This window comes from Pantoea sp. y20, from assembly GCF_054903455.1.
On record NZ_CM142816.1, the window covers coordinates 586,661 to 599,927 of the forward strand.

A 13,267-nucleotide genomic window follows, 5' to 3' on the forward strand; every position below is an offset into this window, starting at 1 on the left:
TATCACATGCAGGAGCGTGGCACTTTCTTTGCCCGTCGCCGCCTTTAAAGGCATGATTAACGCGGAAGAGTAATTTTACGCTCTTTGGCAGGGCGATACAGCACCAGCGTGTTGCCGATTACCTGTACGTTGCCTGCTTTAGTTTCACGCACGATAGCGTCCACGATCAGCTGCTTAGTTTCACGATCTTCCGAGGCAATTTTTACCTTGATCAATTCGTGATGCTCGAGCGCCAGTTCGATTTCGGCAAGCACGCCTTCGGTCAGGCCATTTCCGCCCAGCATGACAACCGGCTTAAGCGGATGGGCAAGGCCTTTCAGGTGCTGTTTTTGTTTGGTACTCAGATTCATCGTATTTTTTGCTTACTCAGGGATTGAAAACGGTTCATTCTACCGCCATCTCGGGTATATCGCCAAATCAACGCGACCATTGCGTGCTGATTTATCGCTACGATGACGATTTAATTGGAAAAATTATGACGGGTAAAAAGCGTTCGGCCAGTTCCAGTCGCTGGCTACAGGAACACTTTAGCGATAAATATGTGCTGCAGGCACAGAAAAAAGGGTTACGTTCGCGTGCCTGGTTTAAACTTGAAGAAATTCAGCAGGGTGACAAGATTTTCAAACCCGGGATGACGGTTGTTGATCTCGGTGCGGCACCCGGCGGTTGGTCGCAATACGTGGTTCAGCTTATCGGATCAAGTGGTCGTATCATCGCCTGCGATCTGTTACCAATGGATCCGATTGTCGGCGTTGATTTTTTGCAGGGCGATTTTCGTGATGAGGCGGTACTTAACGCCTTACTGGAGCGCGTTGGCGACCAAAAGGTGCAGGTGGTGATGTCTGATATGGCACCCAACATGAGCGGTACACCTGCGGTTGATATTCCACGTTCGATGTATTTGGTAGAATTGGCGCTGGAAATGTGTCGGGATATCCTGGCCCCAGGCGGCAGTTTTGTCGTGAAAGTGTTTCAGGGAGATGGCTTCGATGAATACCTGCGGGAAATTCGCTCCCTGTTTACGAAAGTAAAAATTCGTAAGCCGGACGCTTCGCGATTACGTTCGCGCGAAGTGTACATTGTGGCGACGGGGCGCAAACTTTAGCCCGAATTGCCGGAATCAAAGCAAGACGACCAATGCGTTTACTCTGATGTGTAATTCTGAGTTTCAGGGTAAACAAGCAAAATCATCCGCACTGCGATTCCAGGTATGAAGGATCTATAGTACCCTACGCTGTCTGTTAACATCGTTGTAATATGAGGTTAATCCCTTGAGTGACATGGCGAAAAACCTGATTCTCTGGTTAGTCATCGCGGTCGTGCTGATGTCTGTATTCCAGAGCTTTGGGCCCAGCGAGTCGAATGGCCGTAGGGTTGATTATTCAACTTTCCTATCGGAAGTGAACCAAGATCAGGTCCGCGAGGCACGAATTAACGGGCGTGAGATTAACGTTGTCAAAAAAGACAGCAATAAATACACCACCTATATCCCCGTCAACGATCCTAAGTTACTCGATAACCTGTTGACCAAAAACGTCAAAGTCGTTGGCGAACCGCCTGAAGAACCAAGCCTGCTGGCTTCCATCTTCATCTCATGGTTCCCAATGCTGCTGCTAATTGGCGTGTGGATCTTCTTTATGCGGCAGATGCAGGGCGGCGGCGGCAAGGGCGCGATGTCCTTCGGCAAGAGCAAAGCCCGCATGCTGACCGAAGATCAGATCAAAACCACTTTTGCTGACGTGGCCGGTTGTGATGAGGCCAAAGAAGAAGTTGGTGAGCTGGTTGAGTATCTACGTGAGCCGAGCCGTTTCCAGAAGCTGGGCGGTAAAATTCCGAAAGGCGTCCTGATGGTCGGCCCTCCGGGTACCGGTAAAACGCTGCTGGCGAAAGCGATTGCTGGTGAAGCGAAAGTCCCGTTCTTTACCATTTCCGGTTCTGACTTCGTGGAAATGTTTGTCGGTGTCGGTGCATCTCGTGTGCGTGACATGTTCGAACAAGCGAAGAAAGCGGCACCGTGCATCATCTTTATTGATGAAATCGATGCGGTTGGCCGTCAGCGTGGCGCCGGTTTAGGCGGTGGTCACGATGAACGTGAACAAACGCTGAACCAGATGCTGGTTGAGATGGATGGCTTTGAAGGTAATGAAGGCATCATCGTTATCGCGGCAACTAACCGTCCAGACGTCCTTGACCCGGCGCTGCTGCGTCCAGGCCGCTTTGACCGTCAGGTTGTGGTGGGTCTGCCAGACGTGCGTGGTCGTGAGCAGATTCTGAAAGTCCATATGCGTCGTGTGCCGCTGGCAACCGATATGGATCCATCAGTTATCGCACGTGGTACGCCTGGTTTCTCCGGTGCGGATTTGGCTAACCTGGTCAACGAAGCTGCGCTGTTTGCTGCTCGCGGCAACAAGCGTGTTGTTTCGATGGTTGAGTTTGAAAAAGCCAAAGACAAAATCATGATGGGTGCGGAACGTCGCTCCATGGTGATGACCGAAGAGCAGAAAGAATCGACGGCTTATCATGAAGCGGGTCACGCGATCGTGGGTACGCTGGTTCCGGGTTACGATCCGGTGCACAAGGTCACCATCATTCCACGTGGTCGTGCTCTGGGTGTGGCTTTCTTCTTGCCAGTAGGTGATGAGATCAGCGCCAACCGTCAGAAGCTGGAAAGCCGTATTTCTGTGGCTTACGGCGGACGTCTGGCGGAAGAGATCATTTATGGTCCGGACTATGTTTCTACCGGTGCTTCATCTGACATCAAAATGGCGACCAGCGTAGCACGCAACATGGTCACGCAGTGGGGCTTCTCTGAGAAGCTGGGTCCATTGCTTTACGCTGAAGAAGAGGGCGAAGTGTTCCTCGGTCGCTCAGTGGCGAAAGCAAAACACATGTCAGATGAAACGGCGCGCATTATCGATCAGGAAGTTAAACACCTTATTGATACCAACTATCAGCGCGCACGCCGTATTCTGAATGAAAACATGGACATCCTTCACGCGATGAAAGACGCGCTGATGAAGTATGAGACCATCGATGCACCGCAGATCAGCGATCTGATGGCACGCCGCGAAGTGCGTCCACCAGCAGGTTGGGAAGAGGCGAAAGTTGCTGTGGGTAACGGCGACTCTACGCAGGCTCCACGTCCTGTTGATGACCCGAAAACGCCGGGTTCAGACAAGATCATGTGATGGCATTCTGGCGGGAGGCGTTGCTCACCGCCAGTTCTCCCTCCCGCAATACTTGTTACAATGCAAACCCCGGTCAGTCCGGGGTTTTTTACATTCCGCGATTCAGTGATTCCTCAAGGAGATTCTCGCCATGAAGTTGTTCGCCCGTGATTCCCATCTCGATCTCTCTTTTCCCCATGTGATGGGTATTTTGAATGTCACGCCGGACTCTTTCTCTGATGGTGGAAGTCACAACACGCTGGTCGATGCGCTGACGCACACCAATGAAATGGTGAATGCCGGTGCCACCATTATTGATGTGGGCGGTGAATCAACGCGTCCGGGCGCTGATGAAGTTAGCGTGGAAGAGGAGCTGGCACGCGTTATTCCGGTGGTGGAAGCCATCGCGCAGCGTTTTGAGGTGTGGATTTCGGTCGATACTTCCAAGCCAGAAGTAATCCGTGAAGCGGCGCGAGTGGGTGCTCACATTATCAATGACATTCGTTCTTTGTCCGAACCGGGCGCGCTGGCGGCGGCGGCAGAAACAGGCTTGCCGGTGTGTCTGATGCATATGCAAGGAGAACCGCGCACCATGCAGCAGGCACCGGAATATAGCCACATCGTGAGCGAAGTGGATGCTTACTTCGCTGCACAGATTGCGCGATGTGAAGCCGCCGGCATCAAAAAAGATAACCTGATGCTCGATCCTGGCTTCGGTTTCGGTAAGAATCTCAGCCACAACTATGAACTGCTGGCCAACCTCAGCCATTTCCACCACTACGGCTTACCGCTGTTGGTAGGAATGTCACGCAAGTCGATGGTTGGGCAGTTGCTAAATGTCGGTCCGGCCCAGCGTCTGACCGGAAGCCTCAGCTGTGCGGTGATTGCCGCCATGCAAGGGGCGCAAATTATTCGCGTGCATGATGTGAAAGAGACTGTCGAAGCGATGCGCGTCGTCGAAGCGACACGGAGAGCAAAAGGATAAAGCATGAGTAATCGTAAATATTTCGGTACAGATGGGATTCGCGGCAAAGTCGGTGAAGCACCGATTACCCCTGATTTTGTACTCAAGTTGGGCTGGGCGGCGGGTAAGGTGCTGGCGCGCCAGGGTTCACGCAAAGTATTGATTGGTAAAGATACGCGTATTTCAGGCTATATGCTGGAATCGGCACTGGAAGCGGGCCTGGCGGCGGCGGGATTGTCAGCGGCCTTCACCGGCCCGATGCCGACACCTGCAATTGCTTATCTGACCCGCACTTTCCGCGCGGAAGCGGGTATTGTCATTTCAGCTTCTCATAATCCCTTTGACGACAATGGCATCAAATTCTTCTCGGCTGAAGGTACCAAGCTGCCGGATGAAGTTGAAGAAGCCATCGAACTGGAGATGGAAAAGCCGATCACCTGCGTAGAGTCGGCTGAACTGGGCCGCGCCAGTCGCATTGTCGATGCTGCTGGTCGTTACATCGAATTCTGCAAAGGGACTTTCCCAAGCGAGCTGAGCCTGAATGGGCTAAAGATTGTGGTCGATTGTGCGAATGGCGCGACGTATCACATTGCGCCTAATGTGCTGCGTGAGCTGGGTGCGAATGTGATTGCTATCGGCGTGCAGCCGGATGGCATGAACATCAACAAAGATTGCGGTGCGACCGATCTGCGTTTGCTGCAGCATCGCGTATTGGAAGAGAAGGCCGATCTCGGACTGGCGTACGACGGTGATGGCGACCGCATCATGATGGTTGACCATTTAGGTCACAAAGTCGATGGCGATCAAATTCTCTACATCATTGCGCGTGAAGGGCTGCGTCAGGGCCAGCTGCGCGGTGGCGTGGTGGGCACGTTAATGAGCAACATGGGTCTGGAACTGGCACTGAAACAGCTGGGTATTCCGTTTACCCGTGCGAAAGTGGGCGACCGCTATGTGCTGGAAAAAATGCAGGAGAAGGGCTGGCGTTTAGGAGCGGAAAACTCCGGTCACGTCATTCTGCTGGATAAAACCACCACCGGCGACGGCATTGTAGCAAGTTTGCAAGTGCTCACTGCAATCGTACGCAACCACATGACGCTACATGACCTGTGCAGCGGCATGAAAATGCTGCCGCAGATTCTGGTCAATGTGCGCTTCGCTGGCGAGCACGATCCGCTGGAAAGCGAAAGCGTGAAAGCTGTGACTGCGGAAGCTGAAAAAACGCTGGCGGGACGCGGTCGTGTGTTGCTGCGCAAATCCGGTACTGAACCCCTGATTCGTGTGATGGTGGAAGGTGAAGATGAGGCGCAGGTCAGTGCGCTGGCGCATAAAATCGCGGATGCAGTAAAAGCGGTGTAAGTTTTCAGGCGGGGAGTTTTTAAACTTTCCGCCTGCAAAATCACCGGGATGGTGCTTTTTTCCGCAATCGAAAGCGATGGTGAAAATTGCACTTGCAGAGGTATGTGCCTTTGGTTAGTATTCACACCCGCTTCTGATGGGTGATGACGAGACTCCCCATCGATATTGGTTGAAGCTTTAACTGTGCAGATACGCGCAAGGAAACAGGTTGATTATGTACGAAGCTCTGTTAGTTGTTTTCCTTATTGTAGCGATTGGCCTCGTGGGTTTGATCATGCTGCAGCAAGGCAAAGGCGCTGATATGGGAGCCTCATTCGGTGCAGGCGCTTCTGGTACGCTGTTTGGTTCAAATGGGTCTGGCAACTTTATGACTCGTATGACCGCGGTACTGGCTACGCTGTTCTTCATCATCAGCCTGGTTCTGGGTAACCTGAACAGTAATAAAACAGCCAAAGGTAGCGAGTGGGATAACCTCACTGCGCCGGCGCAGTCTGAACAGCAGACTCAGCCAGCTAAACCGGCAACACCGGGCAATGATATCCCGCAGTAAGATCGTCAACGCTGTAGTGCGATAAAACAACGTCGCAGTCTAGTGATGTACCGAGGTGGTGAAATTGGTAGACACGCTACCTTGAGGTGGTAGTGCTCGAAAGGGCTTACGGGTTCAAGTCCCGTCCTCGGTACCAAATCTCAGTTTAACTTGCATTTTTTGCAAGGTCGGCGTATTATTCGCCACGTTTTCGGACGCGGGGTGGAGCAGCCTGGTAGCTCGTCGGGCTCATAACCCGAAGGTCGTCGGTTCAAATCCGGCCCCCGCAACCACTTTCCCTTAGAGTTCTTTTTCAAATATACTGTATGCATCGACGGACGCAATCTCAGTGATTTTTGAAAAAAATTCTTTTGGATTGTGCTCCGAAGCCGCTATGCGGCGTACAGGGTCCAGTCACAAAAAGCCCCGAATATTCGGGGTTTTTTGTTATCAGGAAATCGAAACACTGGGCTATAGGCCCTTTTTTTATGTCTTGGGGGTGGGCTTGTCCACATTAGAGCAAAAATTGACAGAGTTGATCTCTGCTCCAGTAGAAGCGCTTGGCTACGAATTAGTCGGTATTGAGTTTATTCGTGGTCGCACATCAACCCTGCGCATCTATATTGATAGTGAAGAGGGTATCAATGTTGATGATTGCGCCGATGTTAGCCACCAGGTTAGCGCAGTAATGGATGTGGAAGATCCAATTACCGTGGCTTACAACCTTGAAGTTTCCTCGCCGGGTCTCGAACGTCCTCTTTTCACTGCTGAACACTATGCACGTTTTGTCGGTGACGAGGTGAGCCTGGTACTACGCATGGCCGTACAAAACCGCCGTAAATGGCAGGGTATCATCAAGTCTGTTGAAGGCGAGATGATCACGGTGACCGTTGAGGGTAACGATGAAGTGTTCGCGCTGAGCAACATTCAGAAAGCGAACCTGGTCCCCCACTTTTAAAAGTCCGGATTGAGGCTAACCAGGATGAACAAAGAGATCTTAGCTGTAGTAGAAGCCGTTTCTAACGAAAAAGCCCTGCCGCGTGAGAAAATCTTCGAAGCGCTGGAGAGCGCTTTGGCCACTGCGACCAAAAAGAAGTATGAGCAAGAGATCGAAGTGCGTGTCAGCATTGATCGCCGCAGCGGCGATTTCGACACCTTTCGTCGCTGGCAGATTGTAGAAGAAGTCACGCAGCCGACTCGCGAGATCACGCTGGATGCAGCCCGTTATGAAGACGAAGCGTTCAATCTGGGCGAATTTGTCGAAGATCAGATTGAATCTGTCACCTTCGACCGTATCACCACCCAAACTGCTAAGCAGGTTATCGTACAAAAAGTACGTGAAGCTGAGCGTGCAATGGTGGTTGATCAGTTCCGTCAACACGAAGGCGAAATCATCACCGGCGTGGTGAAGAAAGTGAACCGTGACAACATTTCACTGGACCTCGGCAGCAATGCTGAAGCCGTGATTTTGCGTGAAGACATGCTGCCGCGTGAAAACTTCCGTCCAGGTGATCGTATCCGCGGTGTGCTGTATGCCGTTCGCCCTGAAGCGCGTGGCGCGCAGCTGTTCGTCACCCGTTCTAAACCAGAAATGCTGATCGAGTTGTTCCGCATTGAGGTGCCAGAAATTGGCGAAGAAGTTATCGAGATCAAAGCGGCAGCGCGCGATCCGGGCTCACGCGCCAAAATCGCGGTGAAGACCAACGATAAACGTATTGATCCAGTGGGCGCTTGCGTCGGTATGCGCGGTGCGCGTGTCCAGGCGGTTTCGAGCGAGCTGGGTGGCGAGCGTATCGACATTGTGCTGTGGGACGACAACCCGGCGCAGTTCGTTATCAACGCTATGGCGCCAGCCGATGTGGCGTCAATTGTGGTGGATGAAGATAATCACACCATGGATATCGCTGTTGAAGCCGGCAATCTGGCTCAGGCGATCGGCCGTAACGGCCAAAACGTGCGTCTGGCTTCCCAACTGAGCGGTTGGGAACTGAACGTGATGACCGTCGATGATCTGCAGGCTAAGCACCAAGCTGAAGCCCATGCAGCGATCGATATGTTCACCAAACATCTCGACATCGACGAAGAGTTCGCCACCATTCTGGTGGAAGAGGGCTTCTCTTCGCTGGAAGAATTGGCTTATGTGCCAATCAACGAGCTGCTGGAAATCGACGGCCTCGATGAAGAGACCATTGAAGCCCTGCGTGAACGAGCAAAAAATGCGTTAACCACCCTGGCATTAGCGAAAGAAGAGAGCCTTGGTAATCAGGAGCCCGCTGAGGATCTTCTGAATCTTGAGGGCTTGGATCGTGCGCTGGCGTATCGCCTGGCGTCGAAAGGCGTTTGCACGCTGGAAGATCTCGCTGAGCAAGGTGTTGACGATCTGACAGATATTGAAGGGCTGGATGACGAGAAAGCCGGTGCGCTGATTATGGCTGCACGTAATATCTGCTGGTTCGGCGATGACGCGTAATAACAGGAAGGAACAGCATGACAGATGTAACCGTAAAATCGCTGGCCGCCGAAATTCAGACCCCGGTCGATCGCCTGGTACAGCAATTTGCTGATGCAGGGATTCGTAAGTCTGAAAACGATGCGGTATCCCAGCAAGAGAAAGAAACCTTACTGTCTCACCTGAATCGTGAGCACGGTCAGACCGGTTCAAGCAAGCTGACTTTGCAGCGCAAGACGCGCAGCACCTTGAATATTCCCGTCACCGGGGGTAAAAGTAAGTCGGTACAAATCGAAGTCCGCAAAAAGCGCACATACGTGAAAGGCGATGCAGAGTCTGAGCAAGCTCAGGCAGAAGCGGAAGCCGAGGCGCAGCGTGAAGCGGAAGAGCAGGCGCGTCGCGAGGCGGAAGAACAAGCCCGTCGCGAAGCTGAACAGAAAGCGCAACGTGAAGCCGAAGACAAAGCCAAGCGCGAAGCCGCTGACAAGGCTAAACGTGAAGCAGCGGAAAAAGAGAAATTGACTAATCAACCTACCGATGTAGTAGCCAAGGCTGCGCAATCTGATAAAGCCCGTCGTGAAGCAGAAGCTGCCGAACTGAAACGTAAAGCAGAAGAAGAAGCACGCCGTAAGCTGGAAGAAGATGCGCGCCGCGTGGCTGAAGAAGCCCGCCGCCTGGCTGAAGAGAAAGGCGCTGAATGGGCAAAACCTGAAGAAGAGGATAAAGGCGATTATCACGTCACTACCTCTACTCACGCCCGCCAGGCAGAAGACGAGAACGATCGCCAGGTAGAAGCTGGCCGTGCACGTGCCCGCACCACCAAAGCGGCTCGTCCGGTTAAGAAAGGCAACAAGCACTCTGAAGCTAAAACCGATCGCGAAGAAGCGCGTGCTCAGGTGCGTGGCGGCAAAGGCGGTAAGCATCGTAAGCCAAGCACCCTGCAGCAGGGCTTTAACAAGCCAGCTCAGGCGGTTAACCGCGATGTTGTAATCGGTGAAACCATCACCGTTGCTGAACTGGCTAACAAAATGGCGATCAAAGGTTCTCTGGTCGTTAAAGCGATGATGAAGATGGGCGCCATGGCGACCATTAACCAGGTTATCGATCAAGAAACCGCTCAGATGGTTGCGGAAGAGATGGGTCACAAAGTGATCCTGCGCCGCGAGAATGAGCTGGAAGAAGCGGTAATGGACGATCGTGACACCGATGCTGCGCAGGAAAGCCGTGCGCCAGTCGTCACCATCATGGGTCACGTTGACCACGGTAAAACCTCGCTGCTTGACTACATTCGTTCAACGAAAGTGGCATCAGGCGAAGCGGGCGGTATTACCCAGCATATTGGTGCTTACCACGTTGAAACTGACAACGGTATGATCACCTTCCTCGATACCCCGGGACACGCCGCGTTTACCGCAATGCGTGCTCGTGGTGCGCAGGCCACGGATATCGTTATCCTGGTTGTGGCTGCTGACGATGGCGTGATGCCTCAGACCGTTGAAGCTATCCAGCATGCGAAAGCAGCCGGTGTGCCAGTGGTTGTTGCGGTTAACAAAATTGATAAGCCAGATGCTGATCCAGACCGCGTTAAGAACGAACTGACCCAATACGGAATTCTTCCGGAAGAGTGGGGCGGTGAGAACATGTTCGTTAACGTCTCTGCGAAAGCCGGTACCGGTATCGACGACCTGCTGAATGCGATTCTGCTGCAAGCTGAAGTTCTGGAACTGTCTGCTATCCGTGAAGGTATGGCGAGCGGCGTGGTGATTGAATCGTTCCTCGACAAAGGTCGTGGCCCGGTTGCTACCGTGCTGGTACGTGAAGGTACGCTGAACAAAGGCGATATCGTGCTGTGCGGCTTCGAATATGGCCGTGTACGTGCGATGCGTGACGAACTGGGTCGTGAAGTACTGGAAGCGGGTCCATCCATTCCAGTCGAAATCCTCGGTCTGTCCGGTGTGCCGGCTGCGGGTGATGAAGCGACTGTAGTACGTGATGAGAAGAAAGCGCGTGAAGTTGCACTGTATCGTCAGGGCAAATTCCGCGAAGTTAAGCTGGCGCGTCAGCAGAAGTCTAAGTTGGAGAACATGTTCGCCAACATGACTGAAGGCGAAGTGTCTGAGCTGAACATCGTACTGAAATCTGACGTACAGGGTTCTGTTGAAGCCATCTCTGATTCGTTGCTGAAACTCTCTACCGACGAAGTGAAAGTACGCATTATCGGTTCAGGCGTGGGTGGTATCACCGAAACCGACGCCACGCTGGCTGCAGCATCCAACGCCATCATTCTCGGCTTCAACGTGCGTGCTGATGCATCTGCTCGCCGCGTGATTGACGCTGAAAACGTTGACCTGCGTTATTACTCCGTCATCTATAATCTGATCGACGAAGTGAAAGCTGCGATGAGCGGTATGCTGGCTCCAGAGTTCAAACAGCAGATTATCGGTCTGGCTGCGGTACGTGACGTGTTCAAATCACCGAAGTTTGGTGCCATCGCGGGCTGTATGGTCACTGAAGGTATCATCAAACGTCACAACCCAATCCGTGTACTGCGTGACAACGTGGTTATCTATGAAGGCGAACTGGAATCACTGCGTCGCTTCAAAGATGACGTTAACGAAGTTCGTAACGGCATGGAATGTGGTATTGGCGTGAAGAACTATAACGACGTTCGCGTTGGCGATATGATCGAAGTGTTCGAAGTGATTGAAATTAAACGCACCATCGATTGATCATCATTTGATGTGTTGCAATTTGGGAGGCCTCTGGCCTCCCGAATTATTTGGGAGAAAGAATAATGGCAAAAGAATTTGGCCGCCAACAGCGCGTTTCTCAGGAGTTGCAGAAAGAGATCGCAATTATCCTGCAGCGCGAAATTAAAGATCCACGTCTCGGTATGATGGTGACGGTTTCGGGCGTCGAAGTGTCGCGCGATCTTGCCTATGCCAAGGTGTTTGTGACCTTTTTGAATGATAAAGATGAAGAAGCAGTGCAAAACGGCCTGAAGGCGCTGAAAGAAGCCTCTGGCTATATCCGCACGCTGGTAGGTAAAGCGATGCGCCTGCGCATCGTGCCGGAGCTAACCTTCTTCTACGACAACTCGCTGATCGAAGGTATGCGCATGTCGAACCTGGTCAGCAACGTTATTAAGAGCGATGTTGAGCGTCGTGGCGATAGCCCGGCGGAAGATGACAAGGAGGACTAATGAGTCGTCCTCGTCGTCGCGGTCGCGACGTCCACGGTGTGTTTCTGCTGGATAAGCACCAAGGCGCATCTTCCAATGATGTGCTGCAGAAAGTAAAACGTCTGTTCAACGCGAACAAAGCGGGCCACACCGGCGCCCTCGATCCCCTGGCGACCGGCATGCTGCCGATTTGCCTCGGCGAAGCCACCAAGTTTTCGCAGTATCTGCTCGATTCGGACAAGCGTTATCGCGTCATTGCTCGCCTGGGTGAACGCACCGATACGTCTGATGCCGACGGTAATATTGTTGAGACGCGTGCAATTACTTTTGATCAGGCGGCACTGAATGCAGCGCTGGACTATTTTCGTGGCGACACCATGCAGGTGCCGACCATGTTCTCCGCGCTGAAGTATCAGGGACGCAAGCTGTACGAGTACGCACGTGAAGGCATAACCGTGCCGCGTGAAGCGCGCCCGATCAAAGTGTTTGAGCTGCAGTTTATTCGCTGGGAAGGTGATGAACTGGAGCTGGAGATTCACGTCTCTAAAGGCACTTACATCCGCACTATCATCGACGATCTCGGTGAACGGCTTGGCTGCGGTGCGCACGTTATCATGCTGCGTCGTCTGCAGGTGGCGCGTTATCCGATCGAAAGAATGGTGACGCTGGAGCAGCTGCAGGAAGTGGCGGCCACCGTCAACATGGCGGAAACGCCGGATTACAGTGCGCTCGATGCGTTATTGCTGCCGATGGATAGTCCGGCAGAAGAGTTCCCGATGGTGAATTTGCTGCCTACGGTGGCGGCTTATTTCAAACAAGGTATGCCGGTTCAGGTGGCGGATGCGCCGGAACAAGGATTGGTGCGCGTGACGGAAGGTGATGAGCACAAATTCATTGGTATGGCCGAAATTGCCGACGATGGGCGCGTGGCGCCGCGTCGTCTGGTGGTAGAATTTCCTGCGTAATCAAGCCTCTCGCATTTGACCTAACGGCGCATTTGCGTTGCTATCAGGCGAGGAGTAGAATGGCGCGGCTTTAAAAGCGGGCTGCTGAATTAGAGATCGGCACCCATACATTCATTATCTAACGGAGTTTATTATGTCTCTAAGCGTAGAAGCTAAAGCAGAGATCGTTGCTAAATACGGTCGTGGTACCAACGACAGCGGTTCAACTGAAGTTCAGGTTGCCCTGCTGACTGCCCAGATTAACCACCTGCAGGGTCACTTCTCTGAGCACAAGAAAGATCACCACAGCCGTCGCGGTCTGCTGCGCATGGTATCTCAGCGTCGTAAGCTGCTGGACTACCTGAAGCGTAAAGACGTTGCTCGCTACACCGGTCTGATCGAAAGCCTGGGTCTGCGTCGCTAAGTCTGAAGAATCTGATCAAGGATGTAGCGCATGCACCATGCAAAAAAACGCATCTGACGATCAGATTTGTGCGAGTTTCGCGAAAAGGGGGCCTTTATGGCCCCTTTTTTCGAGCAATCCGCAGCAATCCGGACCAAACTCATGTATTGTTGCAGAGAGTGATCTTTGCTTGCAGAGGTTCGCGCGGCTAATGAGAGGCTTTACCGCATGGGCGGTTAAGGTTGTCATTAGTCGCGAGGATGCAACTGAA

General features: G+C 52.7%; 12 protein-coding genes and 2 tRNA genes. 13 read left to right on the forward strand and 1 reads right to left on the reverse strand.

The genetic code is table 11. From position 1 onward, the window contains the following. Nucleotides 1-56: 56 nt before the first annotated feature. Nucleotides 57-350: a ribosome assembly RNA-binding protein YhbY gene (gene yhbY, locus ACYAC5_RS02630; protein WP_007886683.1), complete on the reverse strand. Its 294-nt coding sequence runs from the start codon at nt 348-350 to the stop codon at nt 57-59. A gap of 125 nt (nt 351-475) precedes the next feature. Here yhbY and rlmE point away from each other — a divergent pair, with 125 nt between their 5' ends. The 13 genes from rlmE (at nt 476) to rpsO (ending at nt 13,017) form a co-directional block, all read left to right on the forward strand. Further along, nucleotides 476-1,105 carry a 23S rRNA (uridine(2552)-2'-O)-methyltransferase RlmE gene (rlmE, locus tag ACYAC5_RS02635; RefSeq protein WP_007886684.1) on the forward strand — a complete coding sequence of 210 codons (630 nt, stop codon included), beginning with the start codon at nt 476-478 and terminating at the stop codon, nt 1,103-1,105. 175 nt (nt 1,106-1,280) lie between these two features. Further along, on the forward strand, nt 1,281-3,188 hold the full coding sequence (gene ftsH / locus ACYAC5_RS02640) for an ATP-dependent zinc metalloprotease FtsH (protein ID WP_036620266.1): 1,908 nt from the start codon (nt 1,281-1,283) through the stop codon (nt 3,186-3,188). Nucleotides 3,189-3,318: 130 nt separating this feature from the next. After that, nucleotides 3,319-4,152, forward strand: a complete 834-nt coding sequence (gene folP, locus ACYAC5_RS02645) for a dihydropteroate synthase (RefSeq protein ID WP_101762254.1) — start codon at nt 3,319-3,321, stop codon at nt 4,150-4,152. A gap of 3 nt (nt 4,153-4,155) precedes the next feature. Then, on the forward strand, nt 4,156-5,490 hold the full coding sequence (gene glmM / locus ACYAC5_RS02650; protein WP_101762253.1) for a phosphoglucosamine mutase: 1,335 nt from the start codon (nt 4,156-4,158) through the stop codon (nt 5,488-5,490). A gap of 214 nt (nt 5,491-5,704) precedes the next feature. Next, complete coding sequence (gene secG, locus ACYAC5_RS02655) at nt 5,705-6,040, forward strand: preprotein translocase subunit SecG (RefSeq protein ID WP_007886689.1); 336 nt, start codon at nt 5,705-5,707, stop codon at nt 6,038-6,040. Between the two features lie 49 nt (nt 6,041-6,089). Further along, nucleotides 6,090-6,176, forward strand: a tRNA-Leu gene (locus tag ACYAC5_RS02660). Nucleotides 6,177-6,235: 59 nt separating this feature from the next. Continuing rightward, nucleotides 6,236-6,312: transfer RNA gene (locus tag ACYAC5_RS02665), tRNA-Met, on the forward strand. Between the two features lie 212 nt (nt 6,313-6,524). After that, the gene (rimP, locus tag ACYAC5_RS02670) at nt 6,525-6,977 is read left to right on the forward strand and encodes a ribosome maturation factor RimP (protein ID WP_137386838.1); all 453 of its coding nucleotides are present in this window, start codon (nt 6,525-6,527) and stop codon (nt 6,975-6,977) included. Between the two features lie 24 nt (nt 6,978-7,001). Further along, nucleotides 7,002-8,489, forward strand: a complete 1,488-nt coding sequence (nusA, locus tag ACYAC5_RS02675; RefSeq protein WP_101762251.1) for a transcription termination factor NusA — start codon at nt 7,002-7,004, stop codon at nt 8,487-8,489. Nucleotides 8,490-8,506: 17 nt separating this feature from the next. Next, on the forward strand, nt 8,507-11,197 hold the full coding sequence (infB, locus tag ACYAC5_RS02680; protein ID WP_064737725.1) for a translation initiation factor IF-2: 2,691 nt from the start codon (nt 8,507-8,509) through the stop codon (nt 11,195-11,197). 65 nt (nt 11,198-11,262) lie between these two features. Further along, a complete protein-coding gene (gene rbfA, locus ACYAC5_RS02685) occupies nt 11,263-11,670 on the forward strand; it encodes a 30S ribosome-binding factor RbfA (RefSeq protein WP_101762250.1) in 408 nt (135 codons plus the stop codon). Then, the gene (gene truB, locus ACYAC5_RS02690) at nt 11,670-12,614 is read left to right on the forward strand and encodes a tRNA pseudouridine(55) synthase TruB (RefSeq protein ID WP_277974450.1); all 945 of its coding nucleotides are present in this window, start codon (nt 11,670-11,672) and stop codon (nt 12,612-12,614) included. The genes rbfA and truB overlap by 1 nt, the downstream gene beginning before the upstream one ends. A gap of 133 nt (nt 12,615-12,747) precedes the next feature. Next, complete coding sequence (gene rpsO / locus ACYAC5_RS02695; RefSeq protein WP_036620269.1) at nt 12,748-13,017, forward strand: 30S ribosomal protein S15; 270 nt, start codon at nt 12,748-12,750, stop codon at nt 13,015-13,017. Nucleotides 13,018-13,267 lie beyond the last annotated feature (250 nt).

Coding starts and splice junctions, on each gene's coding strand:
- yhbY (WP_007886683.1), bottom strand. CDS start 350: ATGAATCTGAGTACCAAACAAAAACAGCACCTGAAAGGCCTTGCCCAT.
- rlmE (WP_007886684.1), top strand. CDS start 476: ATGACGGGTAAAAAGCGTTCGGCCAGTTCCAGTCGCTGGCTACAGGAA.
- ftsH (WP_036620266.1), top strand. CDS start 1,281: ATGGCGAAAAACCTGATTCTCTGGTTAGTCATCGCGGTCGTGCTGATG.
- folP (WP_101762254.1), top strand. CDS start 3,319: ATGAAGTTGTTCGCCCGTGATTCCCATCTCGATCTCTCTTTTCCCCAT.
- glmM (WP_101762253.1), top strand. CDS start 4,156: ATGAGTAATCGTAAATATTTCGGTACAGATGGGATTCGCGGCAAAGTC.
- secG (WP_007886689.1), top strand. CDS start 5,705: ATGTACGAAGCTCTGTTAGTTGTTTTCCTTATTGTAGCGATTGGCCTC.
- nusA (WP_101762251.1), top strand. CDS start 7,002: ATGAACAAAGAGATCTTAGCTGTAGTAGAAGCCGTTTCTAACGAAAAA.
- infB (WP_064737725.1), top strand. CDS start 8,507: ATGACAGATGTAACCGTAAAATCGCTGGCCGCCGAAATTCAGACCCCG.
- rbfA (WP_101762250.1), top strand. CDS start 11,263: ATGGCAAAAGAATTTGGCCGCCAACAGCGCGTTTCTCAGGAGTTGCAG.
- truB (WP_277974450.1), top strand. CDS start 11,670: ATGAGTCGTCCTCGTCGTCGCGGTCGCGACGTCCACGGTGTGTTTCTG.
- rpsO (WP_036620269.1), top strand. CDS start 12,748: ATGTCTCTAAGCGTAGAAGCTAAAGCAGAGATCGTTGCTAAATACGGT.